Raw genomic sequence first — 18,192 nt, 5'->3', positions numbered from 1 at the left:
GTTCTCAGTGTTGTCTGATGCGGTCGGCGATGAAGGCGATCAGCTGACGGGCGATCTTGCCCTTGCTGGTCTGGGCGAACGCAGTTTCGTGCAGCTCGCGATCGATGACCGTGATGGCGTTCTCTTCACTGTTGAAGCCAATCGACGGGTTCGCCACATCGTTGGCCACAATCAGGTCGAGATTCTTGTCCTTGAGCTTGCGCGAGGCGTACTCGAGCAGGTTTTCGGTTTCGGCGGCGAATCCGACGCTGAACGGGCGGTCGCCGCGCTGCGCCAGGGTGGCGAGGATGTCGGGGTTGCGCACCAGCTGCAACAGCAGGCCGTCACCCTTGGTCGGGTCTTTCTTGAGCTTCTGCGAGGCGACGACTTCCGGGCGGTAGTCGGCGACCGCCGCGGCGGCGATCAGGACGTTCGCCGGCATCGCGGCTTCGCAGGCTGCGAGCATGTCGCGGGCGCTGACCACGTCGACACGGTTGACCCGGTCGGGCGTTGGCAGGTGCACAGGGCCGGTCACCAGGGTGACGCGAGCGCCCGCCTCGGCAGCCGCTTCGGCCAGGGCAAAGCCCATTTTTCCGGAGCTGTGGTTTGTGATGTAGCGCACCGGGTCGATATTTTCCTGGGTCGGGCCGGCGGTGACCAGCACGTGCTGGCCGGTCAGTTCCTTGAACTGGAAACAGTCGGCGGCCAGTTGCGCCAGCTCCTCGGCTTCCAGCATGCGGCCGGGGCCGACATCGCCGCAGGCCTGGCTGCCAGCGGCCGGGCCGAACAGATTCATGCCGCGCGAGCGCAGCAGCTCGGCGTTTACCTGGGTGGCAGGGTCGCGCCACATGGCCTGGTTCATGGCCGGGGCGAGGGCGACCTGCGCGTCGGTGGCAAGCACCACGGTGGTCAGCAGGTCGTTGGCCACGCCCTGGGCGAGACGCGCCATCAGGTCGGCTGTGGCGGGAGCGATCAGTACGAGGTCTGCCCAGCGGGCCAGTTCGATGTGCCCCATTGCCGCTTCGGCAGCAGGATCGAGCAGGTCCAGGTGCACCGGATGGCCGGACAGCGCCTGAAGAGTGAGGGGTGTGATGAACTCGCGGCCGCCGTGGGTCATCACGACACGCACCTCGGCACCCTGGTCGCGCAGACGACGAACCAGTTCGGCGCTCTTGTAGGCCGCGATGCCGCCACCCACGCCCAGGACGATGCGTTTACGATAGAGCCGCTGCATAGGCCAGCCTTAATTTCGGAAATGGATGACGTGCGCTTAAGCCAGCGACGCCTCCCCAGGCCTCCGGCTGCGCGAAGCGAGGGGGGTAAGATAGCACAGCGCCCGCATGGGAACAGCGGGCCAGCCTGACTGGGAGGTCCTATGAGCATTCGAAACTGGCCTGCGGCAGAACGCCCGCGGGAGAAGCTACTTGATCGTGGTGCCGCGAGCCTGAGCGACGCGGAACTGCTGGCCATCTTCCTGCGCACCGGCGTTGCCGGATGCAGCGCGGTGGAGCTGGCCCGGCGACTGTTGATCGAGTTCGGCGGGCTGCGTGCATTGCTGGAGGCCGATCTGGATTCCTTCTGCAGCCATCTGGGGCTGGGAGTGGCGAAGTATGTGCAATTGCAGGCGGTGCTGGAGATCGCCCGGCGGCACCTCGCCGAGCAACTGAGCCGGGATTCCGCGCTGGAAAGCCCGCAGGCGGTACGTGACTTTCTCAAGGCGCGCCTGCGTCACGAGCCGCATGAGGTCTTCGCCTGCCTGTTCCTGGACAGCAAGCACCGCGTGCTGACGTTCGAGGTACTGTTCCACGGCTCCATCGACTGCGCGAGCGTCTACCCCCGGCAGATCGTCAAGCGTGCCCTGGCGCACAACGCGGCGGCGCTGATCCTGACGCACAATCATCCATCCGGGCTGACCGAGCCGAGTCAGGCCGACTGCCTGCTGACCCGGCGCATCATCGACGCGCTTTCGCTGGTGGACGTGCGGGTGCTCGATCACTTCATCGTCGGCGAGGGCGAGCCTTTGTCCATGGCCGAGCACGGCTGGCTGTAGCCGCGCCCGACCCTGCGATCAGAACGTGACGCGGGAGAAGTCCTGGCGGCCGAACGGACTCACCGCGTAGCCCTTCACGTCCTTGCGGGTGATGGCCGATGCGGTCGGGTGCGCCAGGGGCAGCCACAGCGCCTGATCGTGGATGATCTGCTGCGCCTGGCGATACAGCTCGCTGCGCCGGGCGCGGTCGGCGGCGGTCTTGCCCTGGCTTATCAGGCCGTCGAGCTTCTCGTCGCAATAGCGGGCGAAGTTGAGCCCGGACTTCACGCTGGCGCAGGAAAACTGCGGGGTGAGGAAGTTGTCAGGATCGCCGTTGTCGCCGGCCCAGCCCATGAACAGCAGGTCATGCTCGCCGGTCTTGGCGCGGCGGATCAGCTCGCCCCACTCGATCACACGGATCTCGGCCTTGATGCCGATCTGCGCGAGGTCTGACTGCAGCAGTTGCGCGCCGGTACTCGGGTTGGGGTTGAGCAGGCTGCCGGAGGGGCGGGTCCAGATGGTGGTCTTGAAACCTTCCTTGAGCCCGGCCTCGGCCAGCAGTGCGCGGGCTTTTTCAAGGTCGCGAGGGTAGCCGGGGATGTCCTTGGCATAGCTCCATGTATTGGGCGGATAAACGCCCTCGGCAGGAATGGCGCTGCCGGCGAATACCGCCTGCAGGTAGCTCGGTTTGTCGAAGGCGAGATTGATGGCCTGGCGCACCTTCGGGTTGTCCAGCGGTGCGTGCTGGCTGTTTATGCCGACGAAAGCGGTCATGAATGCCGGGGTCTGCTCGACCTTGAGCTCCGCACTCTTGGCGGCCGCCTCCACGTCTATCGGCTTCGGCGAGAGGGCGATCTGGCATTCGCCACGCTTGAGTTTCTGCAGGCGCACCGACGCATCGGGGGTGATGGCAAAGACCAGGTTATCCACAGCCGGCTTGCCGCCGAAGTACTCGCCGTTGGCGGCGTAGCGGACCACGGCGTCCTTCTGGAAGCGCTTGAATATGAAGGGGCCGGTACCGATCGGCTGGGCATTGAGCTTTTCCGGAGTGCCAGCCTTCATCAATTGGTCGGCGTATTCGGCGGAATAGATGGAGGCGAAGCCCATGCTGAGCATCGGCAGGAAGGTGGCGTCCGGATGGTCGAGGGTGAAGCGCACGTGGCGCGCGTCGACCTTCTCTACCGCCTTCACGAGGCCTGGCAGTTGCATCGACTGGGCGTGCGGAAAGCCGCTCTGGGCCACCTTGTGCCACGGGTGCGCGGGGTCGAGCATGCGCTGGAAGCTGAACACCACGTCGTCGGCGTCCAGCGGGCGGCGAGGCTTGAAGTAGTCCGTATGATGAAAGGCCACGCCGTCACGCAACTGGAAGTCGTAGACCAGTCCGTCGGCGGAAACCGTCCAGCTCTCTGCCAGGCTGGGGACCAGCGCTCCACGGGCGGCGTCGAAGTCGACCAAACGGTTCATCAGCACGTCGGCGGACGCGTTGGTGGTGGTCAGCGAGTTGTACTGGACCACATCGAATCCTTCGGGGCTGGCTTCGGTGCAGACGCTGAGGTTCGCGGCGCTGGCGAATGCCGGCGCGAGGAGGAGGGCGAGCAGGGCGAGACGCATGACGGACTCCGTTGAAGGTGGCAAGATGCCCATCCACAGGGCTGGGCGGGTCATGCAAGACTGTTGGCAGCCTCGAAGGAGCTACCCTAGTCGAAGCGCTCCGAAGCGACAACGATGACAGGCGACGAACGGCACCGGTGCCACGCCCCACGGGGGCTGGCGTGCCCTTGCCGAAGTCATGCCCGCCCTTGCAGCGCCAAGTGTCTTTCTGATATAAAGCTGCGCTCTTTTCTGGGGCCCTGCTCTGATCTTGCGACCCGATCGCGGCGATGTGGCAGTTAAGACCCCGGTGAAACTGAGAATCCAATTGAGTTAAGCAGCCAACCCATGCCGGGTTTGGCATGTGGTTTACAGAGGGCTGAGCCATGTCGAGAGTTTGCCAAGTGACCGGTAAGGGTCCGGTTACCGGGAACAACATTTCCCACGCACACAACAAAACCCGCCGCCGTTTCCTGCCGAACCTGCAGCACCACCGTTTCTGGGTTGAATCCGAGAAGCGCTTCGTGCGTCTGCGTGTTTCTGCCAAGGGCATGCGTATCATCGACAAGCGTGGCATCGAGGCCGTTCTGAACGACCTGCGCGCCCGCGGCGAAAAATTCTAAGGAGCTGCAGTCATGCGCGAACTGATCCGTTTGGTGTCCAGCGCCGGTACCGGCCACTTCTACACCACCGACAAGAACAAGCGTACCAAGCCTGAGAAAATCGAGATCAAGAAATTCGATCCGGTTGTTCGCAAGCACGTGATCTACAAGGAAGCCAAGATCAAGTAATTGATCCGGCCCTTGCGAAGAAACCCGCCCCTCGTGGCGGGTTTTTTCTTGCCCGCAGTTTCTGCCGCCAGTGCAGCGCGCACAAAAAAGCCCGCCGGATGGCGGGCTTTTTCACATCTGGCCGATCAGGCCTTCTGCTCGAAGATCACGTAGACCTTGCGGCAGGGCTCCAGCACTTCCCAGGTGCCGCTGAAGCCGGCCGGGATCACGAAGCGGTCGCCCACGCGAACGGTCTTGGCGCCGCCGTCGGCATCGCGGATCACCGAGACACCCTGGAGAATTTCGCAGTACTCGTGCTCGGTGTAGCTGACATTCCAGTGGCCCGGCTCGCCCTCCCAGATGCCGACGTTGAACTGGCCACAGGGGCTGGCGTAGTGGTTGCGCACGTTCTGAGCCGGGTCGCCCTTGATGATGCGCTCCGGAGCGGGGCGGTAATGTTCGGGGGCGGTGGTGGCCTGGGCAAAATCGACGATCTGATCGACGTTCATGGCGGTCTCGATTCTTGTGTTGTTGGCGAGAGTACGTGCGGGCACGCGCAGCGCTGTTGGATATTTACTCCGAGGCGGCTGTCGGAAAACCATCAGCCGATGAATCAGGGCAGTCTATGTTTAATAAAACGAACGTGACAAGGCCATTTTGCCGCTTAGTGTAAAAAATATTGAAAATTGCCTGCCTCCGGTTTAGGGTGGCGTACAGCATGCGTTTGCTCCGCCTTGCGGATTTTTTGACAGCGCGCCCGCCCGGGCGCCTGCACCTGATAAGTACATTAATAAGAGGACACGTTGTCATGGGTACCCTCACTCGCGCCGATTGGGAAGCTCGCGCCAAGGATCTGAAGATCGAAGGCCGCGCCTTCGTCAACGGTGAATACGTCGACGCCGTATCCGGCGACACCTTCGATTGCATCAGCCCCGTGGATGGCCGCTTCCTGGCCAAGGTCGCCAGTTGCGACCTGGGCGATGCCGAGCGTGCCGTGCAGGTTGCCCGTGCCGCCTTCGATTCCGGCGTGTGGTCGCGCATGGCCCCGGCCAAGCGCAAGAAGGTCATGATCCGCTTCTCCGAGCTGCTGCTGGAGAACGCCGAGGAACTTGCCCTGCTGGAAACCCTTGACATGGGCAAGCCGATCAGCGATTCGCTGAGCATCGACGTGAACAGCGCCGCCAACAGCCTGCGCTGGAGCGGCGAAGCGATCGACAAGATCTACGACGAAGTCGCCGCCACCGCCCATGACGAACTGGGCCTGGTGACCCGCGAGCCGGTTGGCGTGGTTGCTGCCATCGTGCCGTGGAACTTCCCGCTGCTGATGACCTGCTGGAAACTCGGCCCGGCCCTGAGTACCGGTAACTCGGTGATCCTCAAACCTTCCGAAAAGTCCCCGCTGACCGGCATCCGCATCGCCCAACTGGCCATCGAGGCCGGTATCCCGAAAGGCGTATTCAACGTTCTGCCGGGCTTCGGCCATACCGTAGGCAAGGCCCTGGCCCTGCACATGGACGTCGATACCCTGGTGTTCACCGGTTCGACCAAGATCGCCAAGCAACTGATGATCTACGCTGGCGAGTCCAACATGAAGCGTGTCTGGCTGGAGGCCGGCGGCAAGAGCCCGAACATCGTCTTTGCCGACGCTCCGGACCTGAAGGCCGCCGCCGAAGCAGCCGCCAGCGCCATCGCCTTCAACCAGGGCGAAGTCTGCACCGCCGGTTCCCGCCTGCTGGTGGAGAAGTCGATCAAGGCCCAGTTCGTGCCGATGGTCGTCGAAGCCATCAAGGCCTGGAAGCCCGGCAACCCGCTGGACCCGGAAACCAATGTCGGTGCACTGGTCGACACCACCCAGATGAACAACGTGCTGAGCTACATCCAGGCTGGCCATGACGATGGCGCCAAGCTGGTGGCCGGCGGCAAGCGCACCCTGGAAGAGACCGGCGGCACCTACGTCGAGCCGACCATCTTCGACGGCGTGACCAACGCCATGCGCATCGCCCGCGAAGAGATCTTCGGCCCCGTGCTGTCGGTCATCGAGTTCACCGATGCCGAAGAAGCCGTACGTATCGCCAACGACACTCCGTACGGCCTGGCCGCCGCGGTGTGGACCAGCGATCTGTCCAAGGCGCACCTGACCGCCAAGGCGCTGCGCGCTGGCAGCGTGTGGGTGAACCAGTACGACGGCGGCGACATGACCGCCCCGTTCGGTGGCTTCAAGCAGTCCGGCAACGGCCGTGACAAGTCGTTGCACGCCTTCGACAAGTACACCGAGCTCAAGGCTACCTGGATCAAGCTGTAAGGTCGTCTCGCAGGGGGCGTGTCGTGCTTCCTCTGCGGCGAACATGATTCGGGCTTTCTAGCCGGACCGGCCTGAGCCTGGGCCGGTTCTGACAAGCCATATCGGCGGCCGGGTTTCCCTCTGGGAAGCCCGGCCGTTGTGCATTGCACAACGGGCAACCTGACGGGCCCGCTGTGCGCTCCGGATGGAATGGGAGAATAACAATGCGTTGGGGTGCCTATTCTGCGGTCTGTCTATCGGTAATCAGTATCGGGCTGGCGCTCGGGCTGACCATGCCGCTGGTGTCGTTGCGCCTCGAGGGCTGGGGCTACGGCAGCTTCGCCATCGGCGTGATGGCGGCAACACCCGCCGTGGGTGTGCTGCTGGGCGCGATGCTGGCTGGCCGCCTGGCTGCGCGTGTCGGTACACGGCGATTGATGCAGTTGTGCCTGATCTCGGGAGCTTTCTCGGTCGGCCTGCTGGCGGTGCTGCAGAGCTATCCGATCTGGATCGCCCTGCGTCTGCTGATCGGCGTGCAACTGACGGTGGTGTTCATTCTTGGCGAGAGCTGGATCAACCAGTTGGCCGTCGAAAAATGGCGTGGCCGCCTGGTGGCGCTTTACGGCACCGGTTATGCGTTGAGCCAGTTGTCCGGTCCGGTGCTGCTTACCTTCATCGGCACTGCCGACGACCGCGGTTTCTGGATCAGTGTCGGCCTTCTGGTGGGCGGTTCCCTGCTCCTGCTGGGCCGTGGCGGTGCTCCGAAGGTGGACCCGCACAGTGCATCCGGGCGTGGTCTGTTCGCGTTCTGCCGCAAGCTCCCGGCGATTGCCTGGGCCGTGGTGTTGTTTGCCGGTTTCGAGGCGATGATTCTGACCCTTCTGCCGGTCTATGGCGTCCGCCAGGGGTTCACCCAGGCGGTGGCGCTGGCGATGGTCAGCACCGTGGTGGTGGGCGATGCGCTACTGCAATTGCCGATCGGCTGGCTGGCCGACCGCATCTCGCGGCAGTCGCTGTTCAAGGGTTGCGGTATCGTCCTGCTGGTAAGCAGCCTGGGCATTCCTCTGCTGCTGCACAGCCCGGCCATCTGGCCGGTACTGGTGCTGTTCGGCGCCAGTGCGGGCGGGCTGTTCACTCTGTCGCTGATCCTCATCGGCGAGCGCTACCGCGATGATGCGCTGGTCCGTGCCAATGCGCACATTGCGCAGCTCTGGGGGATCGGTTGCCTGATCGGGCCACTGGCCACCGGGGCGGCGAGCCAGTGGATCAGCGGGCACGCGTTGCCGTTGATCATGGCTCTGGGGGCGGCGGGCTTCGTGGTGCTGGTGTCCTGTCGCGGCCTGCCTTCCACTATGCAGGCAACGGATGCCGAACTTCAGCAGGAGCGCTCCTAGAGCATCTTCTCCAGCCCGATGGCGCCAGCGATCCAGGCATTGAACCGGCGCCACAGGCTGCCCGGCTCGTGGTGCCGCGTGTGTCGCTGGCCATCGCGTTCGTCCACCCAGATCAGCCGGGGCTGTGCGCCGTTGCGGTCGATCTTCACCTGGTAGCTGACGCTCGGCGACATGCCGGCAAGCGCCAGGCGCCGCACCTGCTCGGCCAGTTCCGGGCTGTCGACGATGACCCCGACCTCGGTATTCCACAGTACCGAGCGCGGGTCGAAGTTCAAGGACCCGACGAAGACCTGTTGGCGGTCGAAAACCGCCGCCTTGCTGTGCAGGCTGGCGCTGCTGGAACCGCGTACCATCCAGGGCGCGCCGGCGATGCGCGCGTCGGGTTCGGCGCGCAGTTCGAACAGCTTCACACCGTGTTCCAGCAAAGCCATGCGGTACGGCGCGTAGCCGGCATGCACGGCTGGTACGTCGGTGGCTTCCAGCGAGTTGGTCAGCAGACGCACGCTGACGCCCTGGTCGGCGCGCCGGGTGAGGTAATCGACGCCGGCACTGGTCGGTACGAAGTACGCCGAAACGAGGATCAGCTCCTGGGACACATTGTCGAACAGAGGCGCCAACTGGGTGCTGAGCATCTGTTCCGGCTTCGGGTTGCCCTGGTCGAGGACCTTCAGCGGCGCATCCCAGATCGCCCGGCCAGGAGCCCAGACCAGGTCGTCGAACCAGTTGTCCAGGTGTGGCCGGTCGCTGTTGCGATTGAGCCGGGCGATATAGCCCGAGCGTCTGACCCGCTCGCGATCCATGTAGCGATCCAGCGAGCGCCGCACGCTGGCCAGGTCGTCCTCTCCCTGCTGGCCCCACAGGTAATCTTCGATGGGGCGGCTGATGGCGCTGTTCCAGTATTCGTCGAAGCTCTGGCCGAGTGACTGCGCGACCGGGCCGACGCTGAGCAGGTCCAGGTCGCTGAAATTCATTTCGGCCTTGGCGTCGAAATATTCGTCGCCGAGGTTGCGGCCGCCAACGATGGCCACGCTGTTGTCCGCCAGCCACAGCTTGTTGTGCATGCGCCGGTGCTGTTCGGAGAGGTTGAACAGTCGTCCCATGTTGCGCGTAAGGCCGGTGCTGCGGCCCAGGTGCAGCGGGTTGAACAGGCGGACCTGGATGTTCGGGTGGGCCGCCAGGGCGCCTAGCTCGTAGTCCCAGCCGTCGCTGCTGGTGTCGTCGATCAGCAGGCGGATGCGTACGCCGCGGTCTGCGGCGTGCAGCAGCTCGCGGATCAGCGCGCGGGTGGTGAGGCCGTCATGGACGATGTAGTACTGGATATCGAGGCTGCGTTGCGCCCTGCGGATCAATTCGGCGCGCGCCAGGAATGCGTCGACGCTGGAGGCCAGCAGATGGAAGCCGGACAGCCCGGGATGCGCAGCGCCGCGTTGGCGTACCTCGCTGTCCAGCGCGGTGCCTTGCACCGGCAGAATGTGCGATGGCGTCGGGGATGGCGTGCTGGCGCAGCCGCCGAGTACCAGCAGGGCTAGCAGCAGTAGGCGTGAAAGCAAGTGGGAGTCTCCGGCAGGCCCGCCGCAGGGCGGGCTGCCGAAGATTCTAGCCGCTCATCGGCGGCAAATCGCTGAGCGTATTCGAATCAGCCCGCGAGCGTTTCCTTGAAGCGGTACCAGGCCATACCCAGCGCCAGCAGCGGAGAGCGCAGCAGCTTGCCACCCGGGAACGTAATGTGCGGCACCTTGTTGAACAGATCGAAGCCTTTGCTGTGTTGTCCGGCGATGGCTTCGGCGAGGAGCCGGCCGGCCAGGTGTGTCGCGTTCACGCCGTGGCCGGAGTAGGCCTGGGCGAAGTACACGTTGGGCTGGTTCGGCAGGCGGCCGATCTGCGGCAGGCGGTTGGCGCCGATGCCGATCATGCCGCCCCACTGGAATTCGATGCGCACGTTCGCCAGGTGCGGGAATACATTGAGCATCTTCGGGCGCATGTACGCGGCTATGTCGGCCGGGTCACGCCCCGAGTAGTGGCAGGCACCGCCGAACAGCAGGCGGTTGTCGGCGGACAGGCGATAGTAGTCCAGCGCCACACGCTGGTCACACACAGCCATATTTTGCGGCAACAGGGCATGGGCTTGCTCGGCGGACAGGGGTTCGGTGGCTATCACGTAGCTGCCGGCGGGCAGCACTTTGCCGTCCAGGTAGCTGTTCAGGCCATTCTGGTAGGCGTTGCAGCCGATCACCAGGGTCTTTGCACGCACGCTGCCGCCAGCGGTGTGCACGCGCACTTCGTTGCCGTAGTCGATCGACGTTACGCGGGAATTTTCGAACAGGCGTACACCCAGGCTTTGCGCGGCAGCCGCTTCGCCGAGGGCGAGGTTGAGCGGGTGCAGGTGCCCGGAGCCCATGTCCACCATGCCGCCGACGTAGAGGTCGGAGCCTACGATGGAGCGCATGTCCTCTTTCGGAATCATGCGCAGCTCATGGCGATAGCCCAGGCTCTTGAGCTCTTCGAAGTCCTCGCGGAAGCCTTCGACATCCGACGGCTTGTTGGCCAGGTCGCAATAGCCCCAGGTCAGGTCACACTCGATGTTGTACTGCTGGACGCGGCGGCGGACGATTTCCACCGCCTCGAGGCCCATCAGCTTCAGTTCCCGGACGCCATCGGCGCCGATCACCGACTCGAACTGCTCGACGCCGTGACCGACGCCGCGGATCAGTTGTCCGCCGTTGCGTCCACTGGCACCCCAACCGATCCGATGGGCCTCCAGCAACACCACAGAGAGACCGCGCTCGGCCAGTTCGATCGCTGTATTCAGCCCGGAGAAGCCACCGCCGATGATGCACACATCCGCCTTTTCCTCGCCGGCCAGGGGAGGCACTTCGATACGGCGATTGACGCTCGCGGCGTAGTAGGAAGGGGCGTGATGGTCGGTGTGCACCGGCTGGTGAACGCGGGCGTTCATGTGCGATATCCTGATTGTTGTGTTGTTAAAATTTTACGCAGGATAAACGCCGACTTCCCGCCCAGCCAAGGGGGGAGCCGTAAAAAGAGCCGGAATGTCGTAAAAAAGATTGGCAGACGGCTGCGATCAATCGGGAATCGGCAGGGTCAGGCTCTCCTTGACCTCTTCCATCACGATGTAGCTCTTGGATTCGCGGACGTGCGGCAGCTTCAGCAGAATGTCGCCCAGCAGCTTGCGGTAGGACGCCATTTCCGAGATACGCGCCTTCACCAGGTAGTCGAAATGGCCCGACACCAGGTGGCACTCCAGCACATGGGGAAGCTTGAGCACGGAGCGGCGGAAGTCCTCGAAGGTATCGCCGGACTTGTAGTCCAGGCTGATTTCGACGAATACCAGCAGGCTGGCCTTTAGGTACTGGGGGTTGAGACGGGCGTTGTAGCCCATGATGATCCCTTCGCGCTCCAGCCGGCGCACGCGCTCTGTGCACGGCGTGGTGGAAAGGCCGACGCGCTCGCCCAGTTCGGTGAAGGAGATGCGACCTTCCTCTTGCAGGATACGCAGGATGTTGCGGTCGATCTTGTCCAGTTCGCGGCGGCTCTGATGCTGGGTTCTCATTGTACTGGGCTCTGAAGGCGGTTCTGGCCGGGGGAATGTCGGCAATATAGTCGGTTATGTAGTGAATATCACTGGCATCGCTTGAACTTCTCGCGACCCTTGGCCAGCCTGTAGGCCAAGGCCCCGCCAAAAGGGGATGATTCCTGCGCTTTTCACCGGAGCCCGGCATGCCTCTACCGCGCTTTCGCACCGTCTTCCTGCTGCTGTCGCTGATCCTGACGCTGGTGGCTGGCGGCGCGTGGCTGGCGGTTCCGCGGCTGCTGGCCGGGGCGGGCGTGAGCATTGAGCAGTGGCAAGGGGTTGGTATTTCCCGCTGGGGGCTGTCGCTGGATCACCTCGCGTTGCAGCGGCAGACTGCGGACCAGGGCCGGCTGGCCGTGCGCATCGAGCAGCTGCAACTGGGCTGGCCGCAACACGCCGATGGCCGTTGGCGCTTGGCCTACCTGTCGGCTGCCGCCGTGGATATCCGGCAATGGCCGGGAGAGGGCGGCTCGGTCGACCCGGCATTGCCGGGCCCGGCACAGCTTGGGCGCTGGCTGACGCTGCTGCCTGGCCGCCTGGCGCTGGAGCGTGCGAGCCTGGAACTGCCGTGCAGCCGCGAGCAGCGCTGTACGCTCGCAGGCAGCGCCCACTGGGAACAGTTGCAGGGCGGTGCCGCGGCGTTGGGCGGCGAGCTGCGCCAAGGCGGCCAACAGTTGGCGTTCAATGGCCTGCTGCTGCCCGAAGCTGGTCATTGGTGGCTGCGACTGGACAGCTATCTGGATAACGAACAGTTGCTCTCGCTCGATACCACGTGGGCGCCGACGCAACGGACGCTGAGCGGATCGCTGGCCAGTCCTGCCGTGCCGCCGATACAGGCGGTACGCAACTGGTTGGGCATGTGGCTGCCAACGCCCAACCTGCCGTTGCCGATCCCGGAGGCCGGTCGCTTCCGCCTGAGCTGGGATACCCGCCTCGCCGGGGACTCCGCCTGGCCGGATTGGCCGGGGTTGCGCGATGGCCGCGGGCGCATCGATCTGGCCCTTCAATTACCTCAGCCGTGGCCGCTTCCGGGCTTGGGCAGCCTGCAGGGTGACCTGCAACTGGTGGGCGAGGCGGGTGAGCGTGGCTGGTGGCCGATGGTGGTTGGCGGTGACCTGCGGGTGACCGATCTTTACGGCGATTGGCTGCAGGCACTGCCAGTCGGCCTGCGTCCGGCTCGGCTGAACCTGCACCTGGAGCCTGGCGTGGACGACGAGGCCGGCAGCGTGCGCCTGGACCTGCATAGTGTCGGTGCGGCGGATTTGCGCCTGCGGGCGCGCGCCTCACTGGAGGAGGTCAGCCCTCTGGTGGTGCAACTGAACGATGCGCGGCTGGAAGGCAAGATTCCGCATCTAGACCTGGCAGGTGTGAAGAGCGACAACAGCCGAATCGACCTGAACTTCGACAGTCGCCTGGATTCGCAGGTGGCCAGCTTCTCCATCGCATCCGGTGCACGGCTGCAGGTCGGCACGCTGAGCGCTCCGCAGTCGATCAAGGCCAGCAAGCTCGCCGCGACCCTGGGCAAGGGGGTGCTGGAGCTGCGCTATCAGGCAGGAGCGCCGCCAGGCCTGCAGATGAGTGGGCCGCTGCAACTGATCGTTGGCGAGCTGCGCCAACCGCGGCTCAAGCCGCTGAGCTGGACGGCAAGGGGTGACCTGGTAGCCAGCCTGGACCGGCAGCAGTTCAAGGGCAGCCTGCAGAACGGCGCTGCGCTGAATGCCGGCATCGACCTCAGCTATTCGAGAGACAAGGGACTGGAGCTCGGCGCGACGGTGGCGGAATTCTTTCTGCGCAGTGGCAACCCATTGGGCGCCTCCCTGGCGGACTGGCCGGAACTGCTCAGCCTGAACAATGGCCGGGCCAGCCTCGATCTGCAATGGAGCCTGCCGCCAGGCAAGGCGGCGCAACGGTTCGGCCTGCAGTTGCAGGGACGAGGGCTGGAAGGTATCTACGACCGCAGTGAAATTCACGGGCTGGATCTGCAGGCGAAGCTGAGCCTGAATGGATCGCAACTGGAGCTCCAGTTGCCGCAGTTGAGCGTTTCCGCGCTCAACCCTGGCGTCCCCCTGGGGCCGCTGAGGGCCAGGGGGAACTACCGGAGCACCCTGGCGGCGCCACTGGCCGGCCGAGTCGACTGGCAGCAGGCGGAGCTGGCGCTGTTCAACGGGCGTGCCTGGTTGCCTGCGGGCACTGTGGATCTTTCCGCGCTGGGGCAGGATCAGATGCTGCGGTTGGAGGGGCTGTCGCTCGACGCGATCCTCCAAGCTTATCCGGCCGAGGGGCTGGCCGGCACCGGCATCATCGATGGCACGCTGCCGCTGCGCCTGGAACAGGGCAAGCTGAACATTCATGGTGGGCAGGTAACGGCGCGCGAGCCGGGTGTGCTGCAGTTCCGTTCGGAGAAAATTCGCTCCCTGGGGCAGAGCAATCCGGCGATGCAGTTGCTGGCCACCGCGGTTGACGACTTCCGCTACGACAAGCTCACCAGCACGGTGGATTATGATGATTCCGGCAAGCTGCTTCTCGCGCTGAGCCTGAGCGGGCGCAACCCGGCGCTCGAACAGGGACGGCCGATCAACCTCAACGTCAACCTGGAGGAGAACGTGCCCAAGTTGCTCACCAGCCTGCAATTGAGCGATCGGGTCAGCGAGACCATCCGCAAGCGCGTGCAGGAACGCCTGCGCAATGACCCGGCCGCCGCGCCATGACCGCAAGGAGAATCCCGATGCGCCTCCGCGTCCTATCCGCCTTCCTGCTCCTGGCCGGCCTGGCCCAGGGCTGCACGCCGACCGTGCAGCTCGCCGCGCCGAAGGAGCCGATCAACATCAACCTCAACGTGAAGATCGAGCACGAGATCTATATCAAGGTCGACAAGGCGCTCGACGGCATCATCAACGAGAACAGCGGCCTGTTCTGAAAAGGAGCCCATTCATGAGACTGAACCGCAAACTCGGCGCCGCGCTGCTTGCCTTCTGCATCAGCCTGCCGGCCCTGGCGATGAACCTGGAGCAGGCAATGTCCGCGCTCGGCAGCGCCAAGGCCCAGGGGCTTGTCGGCGAGCAGACCGATGGCTATCTCGGCGTGGTCAAGAACAGCGGGCAGGCAGCCGATATCGCCGCCCAGATCAACGCCGCGCGCCGTGCCGAGTACCAGAAGGTGGCCAGCCAGAGCGGTGCCAAGCTCGGCGACGTCGAGAGCCTCGCCGGCAAGAAGGCTATCGACCGTACGCCGTCCGGGCAGTACGTGCAGGTGAACGGCCAATGGGTGCGCAAGTAGCCGGCCAAGGGGATTTCCCTGGCTGCCGTCGGTTCCGGCGGTGGCCAGGAAGGAGCTTCTGTAGGGCAGGTTAGTCCCGCTTTAGCCTGCTCAGGCGCGAGAAGATCGTGTGCGCAGTCTTTCGTTCGATATTTCTTCCTGATCTGGCGAAATTCTCGCCAGATACTCAACCATTCGGTCCTGGTATGAATTCGCTATATCCTGGTGGATGTACCTCCGCAAATGACGCTTTCGCCAGGAATTTTCGTCAAATACCTGCTGTTAAACAGTGAATATATCTGACGCTGCCTTCCTATACTGCGCGCATCTACGTTCAGAATAAAAAACGTCCGCGTACCCGCGCGGCGTGGGAGGCAAGAATGCGTGTTCTGGTGCTTGGCAGCGGTGTGATCGGTACCGCCAGTGCTTACTATCTCGCCCGTGCCGGCTTCGAAGTGGTCGTGGTCGACCGCCAGAACGGTCCGGCCCTGGAAACCAGCTTCGCCAACGCCGGCCAGGTGTCTCCTGGCTACGCCTCTCCCTGGGCCGCCCCGGGTATCCCGCTGAAAGCCATGAAATGGCTGCTGCAGACCCATGCGCCGCTGGCCATCAAACTCACCAGCGATCCCAGCCAGTACTCCTGGATGTGGCAGATGCTGCGCAACTGCAATGCCAAGAGCTACGCGGTGAACAAGGAGCGCATGGTGCGTTTGTCCGAGTACAGCCGTGACTGCCTCGACGAACTGCGCGCCGAAACCGGTATTGCCTATGAAGGCCGTACCCTCGGTACCACCCAACTGTTCCGTACCCAGGAGCAGCTTGACGCCGCTGCCAAGGACATCTCCGTGCTGGAAAGCTCCGGTGTGCCCTACGAAGTGCTCGACCGCGCCGGCATCGCCCGTGTCGAACCCGCTCTGGCCAAGGTGGCCGACAAGCTGGTCGGCGCCCTGCGCCTGCCGAACGACCAGACCGGTGACTGCCAGATGTTCACCACCAGGCTGGCCGACATGGCCAAGGCCCTTGGCGTGGAGTTCCGCTTTGGCCAGAACATCCAGCGCCTGGACTTCGCGGGTGATCGCATCAATGGTGTCTGGGTCGACGGCGAGCTGGTCACCGCCGACCGCTACGTGCTGGCGCTGGGCAGCTACTCGCCGCAGATGCTCAAGCCGCTGGGCATCGATGCCCCGGTGTATCCGCTCAAGGGCTACTCGCTGACCGTGCCGATCACCAACCCGGACATGGCGCCGACTTCCACCATCCTCGACGAGACCTACAAGGTCGCGATCACCCGCTTCGATCAGCGCATCCGCGTTGGTGGCATGGCGGAAATCGCCGGCTTCGACCTGTCGCTGAACCCGCGTCGCCGCGCCACCCTGGAAATGATCACCACCGACCTCTACCCGGAAGGCGGCGATGTCAGCAAGGCCGAGTTCTGGACCGGACTGCGCCCAGCGACCCCGGATGGCACCCCGATCGTCGGTGCCACCCGCTACCGCAACCTGTTCCTCAACACCGGCCACGGCACCCTGGGCTGGACGATGGCCTGCGGCTCGGGTCGCTACCTCGCCGATCTGATGGCGAAGAAGCGTCCGCAGATCAGCACCGAGGGCCTGGATATTTCCCGCTACGGCTCTGCCTCGGAGGCCCAGAATGGCCATCCTGCGCCGGCACACTAACGAGCGGATGAGTCAGATCGTCGTCCATAACGGCACGGTGTACCTCGCCGGCCAGGTGGGCGACGACATGACCGCCGGCATCGAACAGCAGACCCGCGAGGTTCTCGGCAACATCGAGCGCCTGCTCGACGAGGCTGGTACCAGCACCTCGCGGATTCTCTCGGTGACCATCTACCTGAAGGACATCGCCGCAGACTTTGCCGGCATGAATGCTGTCTGGGACAGGTGGCTGCCCGAGGGTGCCGCCCCGGCCCGCGCTACCGTCGAGGCCCGGCTGTGCGATCCGGAAATCCTCGTGGAGATGTCGGTTGTTGCCGCACTGCCCTGAGTTTTAGCGTGGCCCGGCCAAGCGCCGGGCTTTTTTTCGTTCCGGATTCATCCGTTCCATCCGCGTTTCGTTTCAACAGAAGAAGAGAGCCTCGCCATGCGTCCCGCCCGTGCCCTGATCGATCTTGCCGCTTTGCGTCACAACTACCGTCTGGCCCGCGAGGTCAGCGGCGCGCGAGCGTTGGCAGTGATCAAGGCCGATGCCTACGGGCACGGCGCCGTGGTGTGCGCCCGCGCGCTGGAATCCGAGGCCGAAGGATTTGCCGTGGCCTGCATCGAGGAAGCGCTGGAGCTGCGCGAAGCCGGAATTCGCTCGCCGATCCTGCTGCTTGAAGGCTTTTTCGAGGCCAGCGAGCTGGAGCTGATCGAGGCCCATGATCTGTGGTGTGTGGTGCATTCGGCCTGGCAACTGGAGGCCATCGAGCGTGCCCGGCCGGCGAAGCCGCTGACCCTTTGGCTGAAGATGGACTCGGGCATGCACCGCGTCGGTTTCTTCCCACAGGATTATGCCGCTGCGCTGGCGCGCCTCAAGGCGTTGCCGCATGTGGCCAAGGTTGTCCTCATGACCCACTTCTCCCGCGCCGACGAGCTGGACTGCGCACGCACGCAAGAGCAGGCCGCAGCGTTCCAGACCGTGCGTGAAGCTGCCGGTCAAGGGCATGAAGTCAGCCTGCGCAACTCCCCCGGCATCCTCGGCTGGCCTAACGTACCCAGCGACTGGGTGCGTCCGGGGATCATGCTCTACGGCGCCACGCCGTTCGAACAGGCTCATCCGCTGGCGGACCAACTGCGTCCGGTGATGACCCTGGAGTCCAAGGTCATCAGCATCCGCGAACTGCCGGCTGGCGAGCCGGTGGGCTACGGCGCGCGCTATATCGCCGACCGCCCGGTGCGGGTCGGTGTCGTGGCGATGGGTTATGCGGACGGCTATCCGCGCCATGCGCCGGACGGTACCCCGGTCTTCATCGACGGCAAGCCCAGCCGCATTATCGGGCGCGTGTCGATGGACATGCTGACCGTGGATCTGACCGATCTGCCGAGCGCAGGCCTGGGCAGCCGCGTCGAGCTCTGGGGGCCGAACGTTCCCGCCAGCCAGCTCGCCGCTCTCTGCGGCAGCATCCCCTACCAGTTGTTCTGCAACCTCAAGCGCGTACCGAGGGTCTATTCCGGCGAGTGACGGATACCGTCCGTAAAGTTTGCGCAGGATCGACAGGCGATCTGTTGTAAATACTGAACGGTGTTGCCATGATACGTGGCACTTGGAACCCGCTCGGCTCAAGCCGTTGGCGGGTTCTGCCT

Annotated in this window: 17 protein-coding genes; 11 read left to right on the top strand and 6 right to left on the bottom strand. The window is 64.3% G+C overall.

All coding sequences use genetic code 11. The annotated features are described in order from the left end of the window. Positions 1–4: 4 nt before the first annotated feature. Positions 5–1,213, bottom strand: coding sequence for a bifunctional phosphopantothenoylcysteine decarboxylase/phosphopantothenate--cysteine ligase CoaBC (gene coaBC, locus OU419_RS27740; RefSeq protein WP_254475516.1), 1,209 nt, complete (start codon positions 1,211–1,213; stop codon positions 5–7). A 141-nt stretch (positions 1,214–1,354) separates the two neighbouring features. Here coaBC and radC point away from each other — a divergent pair, with 141 nt between their 5' ends. Next, on the top strand, positions 1,355–2,029 hold the full coding sequence (radC, locus tag OU419_RS27735; protein ID WP_254475514.1) for a RadC family protein: 675 nt from the start codon (positions 1,355–1,357) through the stop codon (positions 2,027–2,029). Between the two features lie 18 nt (positions 2,030–2,047). On the opposite strand, the gene OU419_RS27730 is transcribed toward radC, so the two are convergent. Further along, entirely contained in the window at positions 2,048–3,619 is a 1,572-nt protein-coding gene (locus tag OU419_RS27730; protein WP_254475512.1) for an ABC transporter substrate-binding protein, read from the bottom strand. Positions 3,620–3,984: 365 nt separating this feature from the next. Here OU419_RS27730 and rpmB point away from each other — a divergent pair, with 365 nt between their 5' ends. Further along, on the top strand, positions 3,985–4,221 hold the full coding sequence (gene rpmB, locus OU419_RS27725; RefSeq protein ID WP_009614118.1) for a 50S ribosomal protein L28: 237 nt from the start codon (positions 3,985–3,987) through the stop codon (positions 4,219–4,221). A gap of 12 nt (positions 4,222–4,233) precedes the next feature. Beyond that, positions 4,234–4,389, top strand: coding sequence for a 50S ribosomal protein L33 (rpmG, locus tag OU419_RS27720; protein ID WP_009614117.1), 156 nt, complete (start codon positions 4,234–4,236; stop codon positions 4,387–4,389). 125 nt (positions 4,390–4,514) lie between these two features. On the opposite strand, the gene OU419_RS27715 is transcribed toward rpmG, so the two are convergent. After that, on the bottom strand, positions 4,515–4,877 hold the full coding sequence (locus tag OU419_RS27715; RefSeq protein ID WP_254475510.1) for a cupin domain-containing protein: 363 nt from the start codon (positions 4,875–4,877) through the stop codon (positions 4,515–4,517). Between the two features lie 299 nt (positions 4,878–5,176). Here OU419_RS27715 and OU419_RS27710 point away from each other — a divergent pair, with 299 nt between their 5' ends. Then, positions 5,177–6,670 (top strand): aldehyde dehydrogenase, encoded by a 1,494-nt coding sequence (locus OU419_RS27710; RefSeq protein WP_254475508.1) that lies wholly within the window; start codon positions 5,177–5,179, stop codon positions 6,668–6,670. A gap of 203 nt (positions 6,671–6,873) precedes the next feature. Next, positions 6,874–8,043: an MFS transporter gene (locus tag OU419_RS27705; RefSeq protein ID WP_254475506.1), complete on the top strand. Its 1,170-nt coding sequence runs from the start codon at positions 6,874–6,876 to the stop codon at positions 8,041–8,043. On the opposite strand, the gene OU419_RS27700 is transcribed toward OU419_RS27705, so the two are convergent. The 3 genes from OU419_RS27700 to dadR all read right to left on the bottom strand — a co-directional run bounded on the left by OU419_RS27700 (position 8,040) and on the right by dadR (position 11,614). Next, the gene (locus OU419_RS27700) at positions 8,040–9,593 is read right to left on the bottom strand and encodes a phospholipase D family protein (RefSeq protein ID WP_254475498.1); all 1,554 of its coding nucleotides are present in this window, start codon (positions 9,591–9,593) and stop codon (positions 8,040–8,042) included. The two genes, OU419_RS27705 and OU419_RS27700, sit on opposite strands and share 4 nt — an antisense overlap. Before the next feature lie 86 nt (positions 9,594–9,679). After that, positions 9,680–10,999: an NAD(P)/FAD-dependent oxidoreductase gene (locus tag OU419_RS27695; protein WP_254475496.1), complete on the bottom strand. Its 1,320-nt coding sequence runs from the start codon at positions 10,997–10,999 to the stop codon at positions 9,680–9,682. A gap of 126 nt (positions 11,000–11,125) precedes the next feature. Then, on the bottom strand, positions 11,126–11,614 hold the full coding sequence (gene dadR / locus OU419_RS27690; protein ID WP_015479539.1) for a transcriptional regulator DadR: 489 nt from the start codon (positions 11,612–11,614) through the stop codon (positions 11,126–11,128). Positions 11,615–11,781: 167 nt separating this feature from the next. Between dadR and OU419_RS27685 the strand changes: the two genes are divergently transcribed. From OU419_RS27685 to alr, 6 genes are all read left to right on the top strand, one after another. Further along, entirely contained in the window at positions 11,782–14,343 is a 2,562-nt protein-coding gene (locus OU419_RS27685; RefSeq protein WP_254475494.1) for a YdbH domain-containing protein, read from the top strand. 17 nt (positions 14,344–14,360) lie between these two features. After that, positions 14,361–14,552 carry a YnbE family lipoprotein gene (locus tag OU419_RS27680; protein WP_254475492.1) on the top strand — a complete coding sequence of 64 codons (192 nt, stop codon included), beginning with the start codon at positions 14,361–14,363 and terminating at the stop codon, positions 14,550–14,552. Positions 14,553–14,566: 14 nt separating this feature from the next. Next, on the top strand, positions 14,567–14,911 hold the full coding sequence (locus OU419_RS27675) for a YdbL family protein (protein WP_254475490.1): 345 nt from the start codon (positions 14,567–14,569) through the stop codon (positions 14,909–14,911). A 359-nt stretch (positions 14,912–15,270) separates the two neighbouring features. Continuing rightward, on the top strand, positions 15,271–16,566 hold the full coding sequence (gene dadA, locus OU419_RS27670) for a D-amino acid dehydrogenase (RefSeq protein WP_254475488.1): 1,296 nt from the start codon (positions 15,271–15,273) through the stop codon (positions 16,564–16,566). Beyond that, a complete protein-coding gene (locus OU419_RS27665) occupies positions 16,541–16,894 on the top strand; it encodes a RidA family protein (protein WP_254475486.1) in 354 nt (117 codons plus the stop codon). The genes dadA and OU419_RS27665 overlap by 26 nt, the downstream gene beginning before the upstream one ends. Before the next feature lie 96 nt (positions 16,895–16,990). After that, the gene (gene alr / locus OU419_RS27660; protein ID WP_254475484.1) at positions 16,991–18,070 is read left to right on the top strand and encodes an alanine racemase; all 1,080 of its coding nucleotides are present in this window, start codon (positions 16,991–16,993) and stop codon (positions 18,068–18,070) included. The last annotated feature ends 122 nt before the right edge of the window (positions 18,071–18,192 follow it).

Origin of the sequence: Pseudomonas triclosanedens (genome assembly GCF_026686735.1) — a bacterium.
Taxonomy (GTDB): Bacteria; Pseudomonadota; Gammaproteobacteria; order Pseudomonadales; family Pseudomonadaceae; genus Pseudomonas; species Pseudomonas triclosanedens.
Note: the sequence above shows the minus strand (reverse complement) of the source record. Positions and strands in the feature narration are given on the sequence as shown.

Coding starts and splice junctions, on each gene's coding strand:
- dadR (WP_015479539.1), bottom strand. CDS start 11,614: ATGAGAACCCAGCATCAGAGCCGCCGCGAACTGGACAAGATCGACCGC.
- OU419_RS27695 (WP_254475496.1), bottom strand. CDS start 10,999: ATGAACGCCCGCGTTCACCAGCCGGTGCACACCGACCATCACGCCCCT.
- OU419_RS27705 (WP_254475506.1), top strand. CDS start 6,874: ATGCGTTGGGGTGCCTATTCTGCGGTCTGTCTATCGGTAATCAGTATC.
- OU419_RS27680 (WP_254475492.1), top strand. CDS start 14,361: ATGCGCCTCCGCGTCCTATCCGCCTTCCTGCTCCTGGCCGGCCTGGCC.
- OU419_RS27730 (WP_254475512.1), bottom strand. CDS start 3,619: ATGCGTCTCGCCCTGCTCGCCCTCCTCCTCGCGCCGGCATTCGCCAGC.
- radC (WP_254475514.1), top strand. CDS start 1,355: ATGAGCATTCGAAACTGGCCTGCGGCAGAACGCCCGCGGGAGAAGCTA.
- OU419_RS27675 (WP_254475490.1), top strand. CDS start 14,567: ATGAGACTGAACCGCAAACTCGGCGCCGCGCTGCTTGCCTTCTGCATC.
- coaBC (WP_254475516.1), bottom strand. CDS start 1,213: ATGCAGCGGCTCTATCGTAAACGCATCGTCCTGGGCGTGGGTGGCGGC.
- rpmB (WP_009614118.1), top strand. CDS start 3,985: ATGTCGAGAGTTTGCCAAGTGACCGGTAAGGGTCCGGTTACCGGGAAC.
- OU419_RS27710 (WP_254475508.1), top strand. CDS start 5,177: ATGGGTACCCTCACTCGCGCCGATTGGGAAGCTCGCGCCAAGGATCTG.
- OU419_RS27685 (WP_254475494.1), top strand. CDS start 11,782: ATGCCTCTACCGCGCTTTCGCACCGTCTTCCTGCTGCTGTCGCTGATC.
- OU419_RS27665 (WP_254475486.1), top strand. CDS start 16,541: ATGGCCATCCTGCGCCGGCACACTAACGAGCGGATGAGTCAGATCGTC.
- OU419_RS27715 (WP_254475510.1), bottom strand. CDS start 4,877: ATGAACGTCGATCAGATCGTCGATTTTGCCCAGGCCACCACCGCCCCC.
- alr (WP_254475484.1), top strand. CDS start 16,991: ATGCGTCCCGCCCGTGCCCTGATCGATCTTGCCGCTTTGCGTCACAAC.
- rpmG (WP_009614117.1), top strand. CDS start 4,234: ATGCGCGAACTGATCCGTTTGGTGTCCAGCGCCGGTACCGGCCACTTC.
- dadA (WP_254475488.1), top strand. CDS start 15,271: ATGCGTGTTCTGGTGCTTGGCAGCGGTGTGATCGGTACCGCCAGTGCT.